General features: G+C 34.8%; 14 protein-coding genes and 1 pseudogene. 8 read left to right on the top strand and 7 right to left on the bottom strand.

Annotated features, from left to right (window positions below; genetic code table 11):
• Positions 1-144: 144 nt before the first annotated feature.
• Positions 145-465: a YbaB/EbfC family nucleoid-associated protein gene (locus SCB73_RS14465; protein ID WP_320566922.1), complete on the top strand. Its 321-nt coding sequence runs from the start codon at positions 145-147 to the stop codon at positions 463-465.
• A gap of 131 nt (positions 466-596) precedes the next feature.
• Here SCB73_RS14465 and SCB73_RS14460 read toward each other — a convergent pair whose 3' ends face one another.
• On the bottom strand, positions 597-1,616 hold the full coding sequence (locus tag SCB73_RS14460; protein WP_320566921.1) for a threonine aldolase family protein: 1,020 nt from the start codon (positions 1,614-1,616) through the stop codon (positions 597-599).
• Between the two features lie 379 nt (positions 1,617-1,995).
• Here SCB73_RS14460 and prfB point away from each other — a divergent pair.
• The 7 genes from prfB to hemN all read left to right on the top strand — a co-directional run bounded on the left by prfB (position 1,996) and on the right by hemN (position 8,502).
• Positions 1,996-3,094, top strand: a protein-coding gene (gene prfB, locus SCB73_RS14455; RefSeq protein WP_320566920.1) for a peptide chain release factor 2 whose coding sequence is annotated in 2 segments (ribosomal slippage) — positions 1,996-2,058 and positions 2,060-3,094 — 1,098 coding nt in all. Because the reading frame shifts where the segments join, the coding sequence is not laid out codon by codon here.
• 94 nt (positions 3,095-3,188) lie between these two features.
• Positions 3,189-3,632, top strand: coding sequence for a peptide-methionine (R)-S-oxide reductase MsrB (gene msrB, locus SCB73_RS14450; RefSeq protein WP_320566919.1), 444 nt, complete (start codon positions 3,189-3,191; stop codon positions 3,630-3,632).
• A 155-nt stretch (positions 3,633-3,787) separates the two neighbouring features.
• Positions 3,788-5,416 carry an acyl-CoA carboxylase subunit beta gene (locus SCB73_RS14445; protein ID WP_320566918.1) on the top strand — a complete coding sequence of 543 codons (1,629 nt, stop codon included), beginning with the start codon at positions 3,788-3,790 and terminating at the stop codon, positions 5,414-5,416.
• A 123-nt stretch (positions 5,417-5,539) separates the two neighbouring features.
• Entirely contained in the window at positions 5,540-5,962 is a 423-nt protein-coding gene (locus SCB73_RS14440; protein WP_320566917.1) for a DoxX family protein, read from the top strand.
• Between the two features lie 116 nt (positions 5,963-6,078).
• Entirely contained in the window at positions 6,079-6,426 is a 348-nt protein-coding gene (locus SCB73_RS14435) for a hypothetical protein (RefSeq protein WP_320566916.1), read from the top strand.
• Between the two features lie 112 nt (positions 6,427-6,538).
• Positions 6,539-7,015 (top strand): hypothetical protein, encoded by a 477-nt coding sequence (locus SCB73_RS14430; protein WP_320566915.1) that lies wholly within the window; start codon positions 6,539-6,541, stop codon positions 7,013-7,015.
• A gap of 122 nt (positions 7,016-7,137) precedes the next feature.
• A complete protein-coding gene (gene hemN, locus SCB73_RS14425) occupies positions 7,138-8,502 on the top strand; it encodes an oxygen-independent coproporphyrinogen III oxidase (protein WP_320566914.1) in 1,365 nt (454 codons plus the stop codon).
• Here hemN and SCB73_RS14420 read toward each other — a convergent pair.
• The 6 genes and pseudogenes from SCB73_RS14420 to ccoN all read right to left on the bottom strand — a co-directional run bounded on the left by SCB73_RS14420 (position 8,499) and on the right by ccoN (position 14,508).
• A complete protein-coding gene (locus tag SCB73_RS14420) occupies positions 8,499-9,200 on the bottom strand; it encodes a sulfite exporter TauE/SafE family protein (RefSeq protein WP_320566913.1) in 702 nt (233 codons plus the stop codon). The genes hemN and SCB73_RS14420 overlap by 4 nt on opposite strands.
• Positions 9,201-9,289: 89 nt before the next feature.
• Positions 9,290-9,739: a FixH family protein gene (locus SCB73_RS14415; protein ID WP_320566912.1), complete on the bottom strand. Its 450-nt coding sequence runs from the start codon at positions 9,737-9,739 to the stop codon at positions 9,290-9,292.
• A gap of 13 nt (positions 9,740-9,752) precedes the next feature.
• Positions 9,753-11,171, bottom strand: a complete 1,419-nt coding sequence (gene ccoG, locus SCB73_RS14410) for a cytochrome c oxidase accessory protein CcoG (protein WP_320566911.1) — start codon at positions 11,169-11,171, stop codon at positions 9,753-9,755.
• 6 nt (positions 11,172-11,177) lie between these two features.
• Positions 11,178-12,119, bottom strand: a complete 942-nt coding sequence (locus SCB73_RS14405) for a cbb3-type cytochrome c oxidase N-terminal domain-containing protein (protein WP_320566910.1) — start codon at positions 12,117-12,119, stop codon at positions 11,178-11,180.
• A 1-nt stretch (position 12,120) separates the two neighbouring features.
• Positions 12,121-12,314 (bottom strand): annotated as a pseudogene (locus SCB73_RS14400) (CcoQ/FixQ family Cbb3-type cytochrome c oxidase assembly chaperone).
• A 7-nt stretch (positions 12,315-12,321) separates the two neighbouring features.
• A complete protein-coding gene (gene ccoN / locus SCB73_RS14395; protein ID WP_320566908.1) occupies positions 12,322-14,508 on the bottom strand; it encodes a cytochrome-c oxidase, cbb3-type subunit I in 2,187 nt (728 codons plus the stop codon).

Genomic DNA, 14,508 nt, shown 5'->3' with positions numbered 1-14,508 from the left:
GATTGAGCATTTATTTTTAAATACGAAGAGGCAAAAGTAGTACAATCAAAAGAGAACGAAAATTAATTTTTTCATAAAATATTCTATTGATTTACCATAGCAATATACTAATTTTGTCTGAAATAATTTAAAAAAGCAAGAAAAATGGATTTAATGGGAATGATGGGCAAACTTAAAGAAACCCAACAAAAAATTGAAGATACAAAGAAACGCTTGGATACTGTTTTAATCGACGAGCAAAGCGCTGACGGATTATTGAAAATAACAATTACTGCAAGCAGAAAAATAAAATCGGTTTCAATTGACGACTCTCTTTTAGAAGATAAAGAACAATTGGAAGATTATTTAGTGGTAACCTTAAATAAAGCAATCGAAAAAGCTACAAACATCAACGAAAGAGAACTTGACGCTGTCGCAAAAATGGATATGCCGATGATTCCAGGGATGGATAATCTTTTTAAATAAATATTCTAAGATACTAAGATTCTAAGTCGCTAAGGTTTATAGCAAAAAAATAAAAAGACGCACTAATTGTGCGTCTTTTTTTTAAGCAAAATTAAAAGCTCAGAACCTTAGCGACTTAGAATCTTAGTATCTTAAATCTTTGAGAAGATTTCCATCACATACGTATGCATGACTTCTTTGTAATCTAAATGCGTAACGATTCGGAGTTTATTATGTCCTAACGAGCTTATAAGGATGTTTTTCTGTTTTAATTTTTCGATTAAAAGCGTATCGCTGTATCCTTCTGCCAAAGAAAAAATCAGAATATTAGTTTCTACCGGCTCTACAGAAGCAATCCATGATTTTGCACTCAAAATTGCACCAATTTCTTTTGCTCTTCTGTGATCTTCAGCTAATCTTTCAATATTATTTGCTAAAGCGTAAAGCCCCGCTGCTGCTAAATAACCAACTTGGCGCATTCCGCCACCTAATATCTTCCTGATTCTCAACGCTCTGTGAATATCAGCTTTGCTACCAAGGAGCACCGAACCAATTGGCGCACCTAATCCTTTTGACAAACAAACTGAAATGGTATCGAAAATTGCTCCAAATTCCTTCGGATTTTGTCTTTTGGCTACTAATGCATTCCAAATTCTTGCTCCATCTAAATGGAATTTTAAATTATTAGCATCGCATACTTTTTTAATTTCTCTTAAATCTTCCAATTCATAACATGCTCCACCTCCTTTATTGGTTGTATTTTCTACACAAACCAAACTCGTCAAGGGGCTATGATAAAATTCGGGATCATTAATTGCGGCTGCAACTTGCGAAGCGGTGATCATACCGCGGTGTCCATCCAGCAAACAGCACGAAACGCCACTGTTGAATGAAACTCCTCCTCCTTCATAATGAAAAACGTGGGCATATTTATCTGCAATCAACTGCTCTCCTGGTTGCGTATGCAGTTTTATGGCGGTTTGATTGGCCATAGTTCCAGACGGAAAAAAAAGTCCAGCTTCCATACCAAAAAACTCGGCTACTCTTGTCTCTAATTCGATAACCGTAGGATCCTGTTTGTACACATCATCACCAACTTGCGCATTAAACATGTATTGCAGCATTTCGTATGTTGGTTTGGTAATGGTATCGCTAACTAAATTTATTTCCATATAAAACTGATATCTTTTTTTCGGACAGCAAAATTACGTATTACTGTTATTTAATAATCGTAAGTTTTAATAAATTTTAACTTTCGATTATGATATAACCAAATTAACGTTTTATTTATAAAAAACATATAAATCTAACATTAATAATTTAGAAATTGTTTTTTCAGGTCGGGACTCTCTTCGTCAAAATTAAAAGCGGTATTCTTTTACAATCAAAGAAACAATGCAAAATCACTAAATACCAAACACTTAAAAAGACAGGATCGTATTCTAAATTATTTCTGGTATTCTGAAAACTAAATCTTATTTTTGTATAAAGAAATGGCGTTAAAAAATGAACGCAATTTCACCGAAAACATTTAAAACTACTTATTAATTTATGACAACAGCCGAACAAGTAAAAGGTATTGTGGAGCGCCTTGGTGCGTTGAGGAGGTATCTTTGACGTTGATGCCAAGCTAATCGAAATTGCAAACGAAGAAGAAAAAACTTTTGCACCTGATTTTTGGAACAATCCAAAAGAAGCCGAAAACATTGTAAAAAATCTTCGAAACAAGAAAAAATGGATTGAAGATTATGACAAAGCCGTATCATTGACAGAAGAATTACAGCTAGCTTATGATTTTTATAAAGAAGGCGAACTTTCTGTAGATGAATTGGATGAACAATACAATAACGCGCAATCGCATATTGAAAACATTGAATTCAAAAACATGCTTTCTGATGAAGGTGACAGTTTAAGTGCTGTGGTTCAAATTACCGCTGGAGCTGGCGGAACCGAAAGTTGTGATTGGGCCGGAATGTTAATGCGTATGTACATGATGTGGGGCGAAAGTTATGGTTATAAAATCAAAGAACTTAACTTTCAAGAAGGCGATGTTGCCGGAATCAAAACGGTTACTCTAGAATTTGAAGGAGATTATTCTTTTGGATATCTAAAAGGAGAAAATGGAGTTCACCGTTTGGTCCGAATTTCACCTTTTGACAGTAATGCAAAACGTCATACATCATTCGTGTCCGTTTATGTTTATCCATTAGTTGACGACAGCATTGAAATAGACATTAATCCTGCCGATATTGAGATTACAACTTCTCGTTCAAGTGGTGCTGGTGGACAGAACGTAAATAAAGTTGAAACAAAAGTTCAGTTGGTTCACAAACCAACCGGAATTCAGATTCAATGCTCTGAAACACGTTCGCAACAAGACAACAGACAGCGTGCTATGCAGATGCTTCGTTCTCAATTATATGAAATCGAATTAAAAAAACAACAAGCACAACGTGCTGATATTGAAGCTGGAAAAATGAAAATTGAATGGGGTTCGCAAATTCGTAATTACGTTATGCAACCTTATAAATTAGTAAAAGATGTTCGTACAGGTTATGAAACCAGCGACGTTGACGGTGTAATGAACGGAAATATTGACCCATTTCTTAAAGCATATTTAATGATGATGGGACAAAAAGAGGAAGAATAAAGTTTACAGTCACAGTCGCAGTTTTCAGTTTAATTACAACCGTAAACTGTAACTGAGACTGAAAACTGCGACTGAAAACTTAAAAAAAGTAGTTATGATAAAATGGGCCGATGTAATTCATTTTACAAATAAAGGAAATCCTGCTCCAGACAAAAGAGTGGAAAAAACAGAGGAAGAATGGAAACAAATTTTGACTCCAGAAGAATTTCAAGTTACTAGATTAAAGGGAACTGAAAGATCTTTTAGCTCAGAATTATGCAGTTTATTTGATCCTGGAATTTATGAATGCAAATGTTGCGCAACCGTTCTTTTTGATGCAAGTGAAAAATTTGAATCAGGAACCGGATGGCCTTCTTTTACACAACCAATCAAAGAAAATGCAATTGCATATCACGCTGATCGATCATACGGAATGGTTCGTGTTGAAGTAGTCTGCAATGTATGCGATTCTCATTTAGGTCACGTTTTTCCTGATGGCCCGCCACCTAGCGGTTTGCGTTATTGTATTAATGCTGTTTCACTTTCTAAAGTAAAATAGCCTAACTATTATCAAATAAAAAAACAGAAGTATTTGCTTCTGTTTTTTTTATGCTTTATCAAAAAAATTAGAAAACTACATTTTTCAAATATTCGCTTTATTTCAATTGATTTTGTAAATTAGCCAACACTATTTTGTAAAAAAAGCAATATCTCATGGATTTAAACTTCAATAAAAACGAAGATCACAATAAATTACTACTTTCAGAATTAAAACAAAAATTTGCTAAAGTAAAATTAGGCGGTGGCGAAAAACGAATTGCCAAACTTCATTCGGAAGGAAAAATGACTGCTCGTGAGCGCATCGCATATTTATTGGATGAAAATTCAGAAAATATTGAAATTGGAGGTTTTGCCGGCGAAGGAATGTACAAAGAACATGGAGGATGCCCTTCTGGCGGCGTTGTAGTGAAAATTGGCTATATAAAAGGAAAGCAATGCATAGTTGTTGCCAATGATGCAACGGTAAAAGCTGGAGCTTGGTTTCCTATTACTGGAAAGAAAAACCTTCGCGCACAAGAAATCGCAATAGAAAACAGGCTTCCAATTATTTATCTTGTAGACAGCGCAGGAGTTTATCTGCCAATGCAAGATGAAATTTTCCCGGATAAAGAACATTTTGGGCGCATTTTTAGAAATAATGCCCAAATGAGTAGTATGGGAATTACCCAAATCGCCGCCGTTATGGGAAGTTGTGTTGCGGGTGGTGCTTACTTGCCTATTATGAGCGACGAGGCTTTAATTGTCGATAAAACCGGAAGTATCTTTCTGGCGGGAAGTTATTTGGTAAAAGCTGCCATTGGCGAAAGTATTGACAACGAAACTTTGGGAGGTGCCACAACACATTGCGAAATCTCTGGAGTGACTGATTACAAAGCTAAAGATGACAAAGATGCTTTAGACAAAATCAAAAATATCGTTGATAAAATCGGTGATTTTGACAAAGCGGGCTATAGCCGAATCAAAGCCGAAAAGCCTGCTTTAGATCCACGTGATATTTACGGAATCCTGCCAAAAGCTCGCACTGAACAATACGATATGATGGAAATCATCAAACGTTTAGTCGACAATTCAGAGTTTGAAGCTTATAAGGAAGGCTACGGTCAATCCTTGATTACTGGTTATGCCAGAATTGATGGTTGGGCTGTCGGAATTGTAGCAAATCAGCGAAAAGTGGTAAAAACCAAAAAAGGCGAAATGCAATTTGGTGGGGTAATTTATTCTGATAGTGCCGACAAAGCAACCCGTTTTATAGCAAATTGCAACCAAAAGAAAATTCCGCTTGTGTTTTTACAAGATGTAACCGGTTTTATGGTGGGTTCAAAATCAGAACATGGCGGCATTATAAAAGATGGCGCAAAAATGGTGAATGCAGTCAGCAATTCGGTTGTTCCGAAATTTACTGTAATTGTCGGAAACTCTTATGGCGCAGGAAATTATGCGATGTGCGGAAAAGCTTATGATCCGAGATTAATATTTGCTTGGCCAAGTGCAGAACTTGCCGTAATGGGCGGAACACAAGCCGCTAAAGTTTTGGCGCAAATTGAAGCTTCTTCGCTTAAAGCAAAAGGAGAAATTGTAGATGAAGCTAAAGAAGCAGAACTTTTCAATAAAATAAAAGCAAAATACGATGAGCAGGTTTCACCTTATTATGCTGCATCAAGATTATGGACTGATGCGATCATAGATCCGCTTGACACGCGCAAATGGATTTCAATGGGAATCGAAGCCGCAAACCACGCTCCTATTCAAAAACCATTCAATTTAGGCGTAATTCAAGTTTAAAGCATTCCGAAATTCTTAAAACAAAACAAACAAACATCAAAAAATTCATTTTCAAGCACTTATTTTTATATATGTGATTAAAATTTTGTAATTTTAATAAACAATTTTTAATCACATTATGTCATGGAAAATGTAAAAAGCTTGAATAAATGGGCGAATTCGCACACTTATTTGCCAATAGATTTAGTACGTATTGTATTGGGTGTTTTTTTATTTATGAAGGGGATTTCATTTGTAACTAACGTTCAATATCTGCATGATTTAATTTCTCCAATAGATCAGTTTGGAGGCGGAATGTTCTTACTGCATTATATAGCGCCCGCACATATGATTGGTGGAATAATGATCGTTTTTGGTCTGCTCACCCGTTGGGCAATTGCCGCACAGCTTCCTATTCTTTTTGGAGCCGTTTTAATTAACTTCATGGGAAGAATGCATTCTGAAAGCTTAATTCTTGCAATAGCAGTATTGGTGCTTTGCATTTTCTTTCTATTCTATGGCGGGGGAAAGCATTCTGCCGACTATTATTTTAAAATGCAACAATAATATATTTTATCCTCAGCTTAGCATTTAGGCTGAGGATAAAACAAAAAAAGCATTTTTAAGAAGTAATTAGCACTTCAAAATTTCTTTTATTGTGTTTTATGAACTAAATTCGCCCCATGAATTGGATTCGTAAAACGGTTTTATTTATATCACTTTTGATTATAGGATTCTTTGCTGCTAAAGCAAGCGATATTCCTATGCAAAAAATCGAAAGCCAAAAAACAGATACCAATTTCTCTAAAGAGGTTCCTGATTCCTCTGCATTTATTCAGCCACAAGGCAGTTATCAATTTGCTGCAAGCATTAAAACAGAATATCCAGTTGCAGTAAGATGGTTTGACTCTTTACTATCAATTGTACCTCAACATGAAGCAGTTAAGTCTGTTTTTAACTTTTCCCGTCAATTTTCGACACAGAGCAAGAAAATAACGCTCATGCTCTATGCTTTCCATTTTTTTTGGTAAATAAATCCGTGAAATTTTAACGCGAAAGACATTTTCTTTCACAACCCTGAATAGTTTTCTAGCCAGAAAACTATTTGGAATTTCATCATATTTATCCAAATAAAAATCAAAAATGGAAACAAGTATAACCATAATTGGTATTGTGATTGCGATTATTGTCGCTATTCCAATCTATTTTTCAGCACGATCGAGCGCTGCAAACAAAACTAAAATCTTAAACATCAAGAAGAAATTTGATTCTGTCAATCCAGAAAATTTCAGCTTGACTGAATCTCAAAGCAACAAAACTCTTACTATAGATCAAAACAACAAAAGATTTATTCTGATGAATTTTAATCCAAATCAGCAGGAATCTACTTATGTTGATTTAAAAAATGTTTCTTCCTGCAAATTGGTTTTGACTACAGATGGAAATTCAGATACAATCTTGAAAATTGATTTCGAATTTCAAGAAAAGGACAACACTAAAAAAATCAACATACCGTTCTATGATTTTGATGACGACCGTATCAAACAGATTAGCGCTTATCAAGATCATATATTTGCAGAAAAATGGCTTAAAATCATCCAAGATTCTATTTCACGTTAGTTATTTAATTCAGAGAAGAGGCTCAAGTTTTGAGTCTCTTTTTTTTATATTCCGATATGATATTTATCATTTTAATTTTTTAATGGTCACTGTAATTTTGATGATCTTTAAATGTTTTATTAATGAAAATATCACTGACTCAAAAATATAACGTCCCAGGTCCAAGATATACAAGCTACCCAACTGTTCCATATTGGAATGAAGAAAATTTCAATTTAGAAAAATGGATAACTTGTTTTCAAAAATCATTTTCAGAAAGCAATTCACAAAACGGAATCAGCTTATATATTCATTTGCCGTTTTGCGAAAGCATGTGCACATTTTGCGGTTGCAATAAACGAATTACTAAAAATCATTCTGTAGAAGAAAAATACATCGATGCCGTTTTAAAAGAATGGAAATTATATTGCGAACTTCTTTCTGAAAAGCCTCTTATAAAAGAAATTCATTTAGGAGGAGGAACGCCAACTTTTTTTTCGGCTAACAATTTAGAAAACCTTATAAACGGCATTTTTAAACTAGCCGATAAAGCACCAAACTACGAATTTAGTTTTGAAGGGCATCCAAACAATACTACTTACGAACAACTTAAAAAATTATACAATTTAGGCTTTCGCCGAGTAAGTTTTGGTGTGCAGGATTATGCCGAGAAAGTTCAAAAAGCCATTCATCGCATACAACCATTTCATAATGTCGCAAAAGTAACTTTTTGGGCAAAAGAAATTGGATATACTTCTATAAGTCATGATATTATTTTTGGGCTTCCTTTTCAAACTTTAGAAGATGTTGTCGATACAATTGAAAAAACAAATTCATTAAAACCAGATCGCTTAGCTTTTTACAGTTACGCCCATGTGCCTTGGATAAAAGGAAACGGGCAAAGAGGTTTTAATGAAGAAAATTTACCTAAAGACGCTGAAAAAAGAATGCTCTATGAAACTGGGAAAACTTTACTTTCCACTAATGGATATCATGAAGTTGGAATGGATCATTTCGCATTGGCTTCAGACAGTTTATTTCACGCAGCGCACAATAAAAAAATGCACAGAAATTTCATGGGATACAGTGCTTCAAAAACACAGCTTATGATTGGTTTAGGTGTTTCGTCCATTAGTGACAGTTGGTATAGTTTTGCTCAAAACACTAAAACTCTTGAAGATTATTACCAAATTTTAGAATCAAATCAGCTGCCTGTTGTAAAAGGACATCTTTTGGATGAAGAAGATTTAATTATTAGAAAACACATCTTGAATTTAACTTGTGACCTTGAAACTTCCTGGAGCAACGAATATCTATATTTTACTGAATTACCAGAAGTTTTATTGGCTTTAAAAGAAATCGAAAATGATAAGTTGATTGTCATCGAAGAAAACAGAATTAAAATTACAGAAGCCGGAAGACCTTTTGTTCGCAACATCTGTATGGCTTTTGATTTGCATTTAAAAAGAAAATCTCCAGAAACAAACCTGTTTTCAATGACTGTTTAATGACAATTGGGAGTCTGTTGCACAAACAAACTCATATTTGAAGGCGATACATAAGGAATTCCAAGTCCTAATCCTCTTAGAATAAACAATACGCCAATAAAAACAGTTACATAAGGAATTGCCTTCTGAATTTTATTTCGGAACGGCAGTTTTAATAATGAATGAATGTAAACTACGATGGTCATAAGCGGAATCGTTCCTAATCCGTAAAGCAACATGTAGAGCACGCCCAAACTGGCACTTTGCATAGCAATTGCGCCAAATAAAGCCACATAAACCATTCCGCAAGGAAGAAAACCATTTAATAAGCCAATTATAAAAAGTGATTTGTAGCTTTTCTTTTTAAACTGGCTTCCTAAACTTGATTTAATTTTTGAAATTACTTTATAAACAGGTTTTGAGAAATTGTATTTAGCAACTGTTTTTTCGGGAATCAAGACAACTGCAATCATAGCGATGCCAATAAAAATTGATATTTTTTGCTGTATTCCTGCCATGAAAAAACCACGCCCTAATAAGCCAAAAATCAAGCCTATTGTAGCATATGCAGTCAAACGTCCTAAATGATATGTTATAATCTGAGTTACTTTTTTTGTTTCATTGTGATGGTCAACAGGAAGCATGACAGCAATCGGTCCGCACATGCCAACGCAATGCAAACTGCTGATAAGACCTAATATGAGCGCAGAATACAACATTGCTATTTAATTAATGAATTATGAATTATAAGTTATTAGTTTCAAGTTTCAAGTCCCACGTTTTACTTTCGACTTTCGACTTATCAAAATTAGTTTACGTAAATCACTTCTTTAGTCAAATATTTTGTGCCATTATATTGCCATTCCATATTAACATCCCAACGCCCTTTAATCAATTTATTTTTCGGAATTACTAATGCTGAATTTGTCAAAGCAATTTTAGTATTAAAATCAAATTTCTTATTGGAAGGACGATATAACAATATATTTCCTGTCACTTTTTCACTTTCAAAAGTTGCCGGGAAAGCAACTTTTACGCCAGCATCACTCGACGTAATTGATGGTTTTTGCTGTAAATCATGCGCATTTTGAACACGAGCCATTTCTTCTTGAAAATGCGAATCGTGTTTGTAATATTCTTCTACAACTAAATCATTGTCATACTTTGAATTAGATTGTACTTCGAAAACAAAATACAGGATAAAGCTCATGAAAAGAGCAAAAGCTATAACAATTCCGGTTCCCCAATTTATTTTCATAATCGCATTTTTTTTAATTAAAACTTCTCGGACTTAGAAAGTTTGTTTTTGTAGTTTGAAGCAATTCTTTGCCATTATAAACTCCAAGTTTGACTGTTGTTTTATCACTTTCCAGAATAGCTTCATTGATTTCTATGAAAAGGGTTCCTTGAGCGGTTTCTTCTCTTTTAATTTTGAAATGCTTATTTCCAACATTTTTAATTTCACCTTTTTGATCAATCAATCCAAAATGAATATCATTGTAATCATTCATTGTTTTATTAACTATTTTATAGGTGTAAACATTGCTTATATTCTCGCCTTTGTGCTGAAACAATTGTCCTGGCAAACGCAAAATAACCGCCTCCACATTTGTTCTTAAAAATAGCATTCCAACAAACACGCTCAACAAAATAAATAAGACAGCGGTATATCCTTTCATTCTCGCAGTGAATTTAAAAGGCTCTTTCTTTTCGATTTCATCTTCAGAAGCATAACGAATTAAGCCTTTTGGCAGACCTACACTCTCCATTATATTATCGCATTCGTCAATACATGCCGTGCAGTTTGTACATTCTAATTGAGTTCCGTTTCGAATATCAATTCCCATTGGGCAAACATGTACACACTGAAGGCAATCGATGCAATCTCCTTTTCCTGTTAAGGCTCGATCTTCTTTTTTATTGAATTTCCCGCGTCCGGTTTCTTTTTCGCCGCGAACAAAATCATAAGCAACATTTATTGATTTATTATCTAACAGAACACCTTGAAGTCTCCCGTAAGGACAAGCAATTATACAAACTTGCTCACGAAACCAAACAAAAACAAAATAGAAAACACTGGTAAAAATTAATAATGCTATAAAATTGCTGGCTTGCTTTACTGGTCCCTGCTCAATCATTAAAAATAATTGATCACTTCCTACTAAATAAGCTAAGAACACATTTGCAATACCAAAGGAAATGAGAAAAAAGACAGTCCATTTTAGAAGTCTTTTTCTAATTTTTTCGGCGTTCCATTCTTGTCTGGCCAAACGAGATTGTGAACCTCTGTCACCATCAATCCAATATTCTATTCGGCGGAAAACCATTTCTAAAAAAATAGTCTGCGGACAAATCCATCCGCAAAAAATCCTTCCAAAAACTACTGTAAACAAAATGACAAAAACAACGCCAACCAACATTGAGATTACAAAAAGATAGAAATCCTGTGGCCAAAACGGAAAACCAAAAATATTAAAACGACGTTCCAAAACATTGAACATCATAAACTGATTTCCGTTTACCTTTATAAAAGGATTTGCCACTAAGATGGCCAATAAAACATAACTGACAAGCTTTCTATAATCATAGAATTTACCAGACGGTTTTTTAGGGAAAATAAATTTTCGGTTACCGCCTTCATCAATTGTTCCGATGGTATCTCTAAAAGCTTCGTCTGGTAAATTTGACATAATTTATTATTTTTTAACTTCTGTACTATCTTTTGTATTACTTGTTGCTGCTTCTTTTTTTGGAGCACTTTCATCTACCCAAATGTCGCCTTCGGCTTCTTTTGGATCTTTAGGATTGCTTCCTTGCAAAGACAAAATATAACTTGCTACTTTTTGAATGTCTTTTGGTTTCATACCGTTAGTTTTCCAAGAAACCATTCCTTTTCCGTCTCGACCTCCGTTTGTAATGGTATGGAAAACGTTTTTGATGCCACCACCTAAAATCCAGTGATCATCTGTCAAGTTTGGACCAATTTGCCCTCCGGCATCAGCTCTGTGGCAAGCGGCACAATTTGCCATAAAGATTTCTTTTCCTGCGTCTAAACTTGCAGCATCTGTAAGCAAAACCACAGTTTTTTCATCCATTAAATCTGGAGCCGTTTTTAGGTATTCATCAACATCAATTTTAGCCTGAGCCATTTCTTTTTTCAGCTCTGTTTCTTGATTGTCTCCTCCAAAAATTTCATAATGTCCTAAATAAACAACACCAAATATGATCGTAATGTAAAACAAATACACCCACCAAGGCGGTAAATTATTATCAAGCTCTTTAATTCCGTCATAATCATGATCCATCAACAATTCGCCTTCTTTTTCTATTGGCTCTGTTTTGGTTAGCTTATGCATCAATTCCTTGAACCAAGTGCTTTCTGTTAAGCTCAAACTGTTTTCATATTCTAATTTAGCCTTTTCTTCGGGCGACATCAATTGATACAAAACCCTGTTTACTGCATGAAGTGTAATTTCAATTGCAATTAAGACAAATAGAAATACAAACAAAAAGACTGAAACCATTGGGTATTTTATAAAAGCTGGCTTATCACCTGAATCAATAAAATACTCCATCAAAGCAAAACCGATGAAGAAAATAAGCGGTACTCTTACATATACTGGGAAAAATTTTTTCATTTTATTTATCTTTTGAAATTATACCAAATCCTCATTCAAAGGAATTTCACTCATTTCTTTAATCTTGTCTTTTTTATATGAAAACACCCAAAAGGCCAATCCTACGAAAAACAAAAAGAAGATCATTAGAGAGAGAATCGGGTAAATTTCTACACCCGATATTGTCTCCATATTGTGTTTTATCTGTTCAAACATAATGCTGTTATTTAGAAGTTTCTTTTACCTTAATATCAGTACCTAGTCGTTGTATATAAGCAATCAAAGCAACAATTTCTCTTTCGTTCATTGGAACAAATTTTTCGCCTTTAGCTTCTGCTTTCTTTTTGCTATCTGCATAACTTTTCACGAAATCAGGATCATTTTCTAAGCTTTTCTCAATTTTAACCGCTTGATCTCTCAATGTTTTTTGAGCATTTGCAATTTCAGCATCTGAATATGGAACTCCAAGAGAAACCATTGCTTGCATTTTCTTTTGCGTTAATGAAATATCCAGTGGTTTGTTGTCAAATAACCATTTGTAGCCTGGCATAATTGAACCTGCGGAAGTACTTTGTGGATTCCACATGTGGTTGAAATGCCAGTTGTCATTGTACTTGCCTCCTACTCTAAGCAAATCTGGACCAGTACGTTTTGATCCCCACAAAAATGGATGATCGTAAACAAATTCTCCTGCTTTCGATTGTGGTCCATAACGTTCAACTTCACTTCTAAATGGGCGTACTGACTGTGAATGACAGCCTACACAACCTTCTCTAATATACAAATCACGTCCTTCAAGTTCTAATGGTGTATAAGGTTTCACGCTAGAAATTGTTGGTATATTTGATTTTACCATTATTGTTGGAACAATTTGGATAATTCCTCCAATCAAGATTGCAATCGTTGCCAAAATCGTCAATTGAATAGGTTTTCTTTCCAACCAAGTATGGAATTTCTCACCTCTAAGTCTGTTTCCACTTATAGTTTGTAACGCTGGAGCCTGAGCCAATTCATCTTCAATTGTATCTCCCGCCTTAACAGTCATTATAATGTTGTATACCAAAGTCAGCATTCCAACTAAATATAAAGTACCACCAATTGCTCTCATCCAATATAAAGGCATAATTGCGGTAACTGTTTCAAGGAAGTTTCCATAAGTCAAAGTTCCATCTGGATTAAATTGTTTCCACATAGATGCTTGTTGAAAACCAGCAACATACATTGGAATTGCGTACAAAATAATCCCCAAGGTTCCGATCCAGAAATGGAAATTCGCCAATTTTTTAGAGAACAAAGTGCTTTTTGTCATTCTTGGAATCAACCAATAAATAATAGCAAATGACATAAATCCGTTCCAAGCCAATGCACCAACGTGAACGTGTGCAATAATCCAATCTGTATAATGCGCAATAGCATTTACATTTTTGAAAGAAAGCATTGGGCCTTCAAAAGTTGCCATTCCGTACCCTGTAATTGCTACAACAAAGAATTTTAAAACAGGTTCTTCACGAACTTTATCCCACGCACCTCTTAAAGTCAAAAGTCCGTTGATCATACCTCCCCAAGATGGCGCAATAAGCATTACTGAGAATACTACACCTAAATTCTGAGCCCAGTTTGGCAAAGCAGAATACAATAAATGGTGTGGTCCTGCCCAAATATAGATAAAGATTAATGACCAAAAGTGAATAATCGATAATCGATAAGAGTAAATAGGGCGATTTGCGATTTTAGGAACAAAATAGTACATCAATCCTAAAAATGGCGTTGTCAAGAAAAATGCCACCGCGTTGTGCCCATACCACCACTGCACTAATGCATCCTGAACACCTGCGTAAACAGAATAACTTTTTAGAGCAGAAACTGGCAATTCGATATTATTAAAAATATGAAGTACTGCTATTGTTACAAATGTGGCCAAATAAAACCAAATCGCTACATATAAATGTCTTTCACGTCTGCGAAGCATTGTACCTATCATATTGATTCCCATTACTACCCAGATCACGGCAATTGCAATATCAATTGGCCATTCTAGTTCGGCATATTCTTTTGAAGAAGTATAACCTAATGGCAAAGTAATAGCTGCGGCAACAATAATCAGCTGCCAACCCCAGAAATGAAGATTGCTTAAAAAATCACTAAACATTCTGGCTTTCAGCAAACGCTGCAGCGAGTAATATAAACCCGCAAAAAAAGCATTTCCAACAAAAGCAAAAATAACTGCATTTGTATGCAAAGGTCTTAATCGGCCGTAGCTTAGCCACGAAATCCCATCTGTCATGTTGGGAAAAAGGTACATAACCGCTAGGGTCAGTCCCACTAACATACCTACTACTCCAAAGAGGATAGTGGCGTAAATGAATTTTTTTACAATTTTGTTGTCGTAATAAAACTGTTCCATTTCCAT

Origin of the sequence: Flavobacterium sp. KACC 22761 (assembly GCF_034058155.1) — a bacterium.
In the GTDB taxonomy this organism is placed as follows: Bacteria; Bacteroidota; Bacteroidia; order Flavobacteriales; family Flavobacteriaceae; genus Flavobacterium.
This window is presented reverse-complemented; position numbering and strand designations above follow the sequence as displayed.

Coding starts and splice junctions, on each gene's coding strand:
- SCB73_RS14465 (WP_320566922.1), top strand. CDS start 145: ATGGATTTAATGGGAATGATGGGCAAACTTAAAGAAACCCAACAAAAA.
- SCB73_RS14460 (WP_320566921.1), bottom strand. CDS start 1,616: ATGGAAATAAATTTAGTTAGCGATACCATTACCAAACCAACATACGAA.
- msrB (WP_320566919.1), top strand. CDS start 3,189: ATGATAAAATGGGCCGATGTAATTCATTTTACAAATAAAGGAAATCCT.
- SCB73_RS14445 (WP_320566918.1), top strand. CDS start 3,788: ATGGATTTAAACTTCAATAAAAACGAAGATCACAATAAATTACTACTT.
- SCB73_RS14440 (WP_320566917.1), top strand. CDS start 5,540: ATGGAAAATGTAAAAAGCTTGAATAAATGGGCGAATTCGCACACTTAT.
- SCB73_RS14435 (WP_320566916.1), top strand. CDS start 6,079: ATGAATTGGATTCGTAAAACGGTTTTATTTATATCACTTTTGATTATA.
- SCB73_RS14430 (WP_320566915.1), top strand. CDS start 6,539: ATGGAAACAAGTATAACCATAATTGGTATTGTGATTGCGATTATTGTC.
- hemN (WP_320566914.1), top strand. CDS start 7,138: ATGAAAATATCACTGACTCAAAAATATAACGTCCCAGGTCCAAGATAT.
- SCB73_RS14420 (WP_320566913.1), bottom strand. CDS start 9,200: ATGTTGTATTCTGCGCTCATATTAGGTCTTATCAGCAGTTTGCATTGC.
- SCB73_RS14415 (WP_320566912.1), bottom strand. CDS start 9,739: ATGAAAATAAATTGGGGAACCGGAATTGTTATAGCTTTTGCTCTTTTC.
- ccoG (WP_320566911.1), bottom strand. CDS start 11,171: ATGTCAAATTTACCAGACGAAGCTTTTAGAGATACCATCGGAACAATT.
- SCB73_RS14405 (WP_320566910.1), bottom strand. CDS start 12,119: ATGAAAAAATTTTTCCCAGTATATGTAAGAGTACCGCTTATTTTCTTC.
- ccoN (WP_320566908.1), bottom strand. CDS start 14,508: ATGGAAATGGAACAGTTTTATTACGACAACAAAATTGTAAAAAAATTC.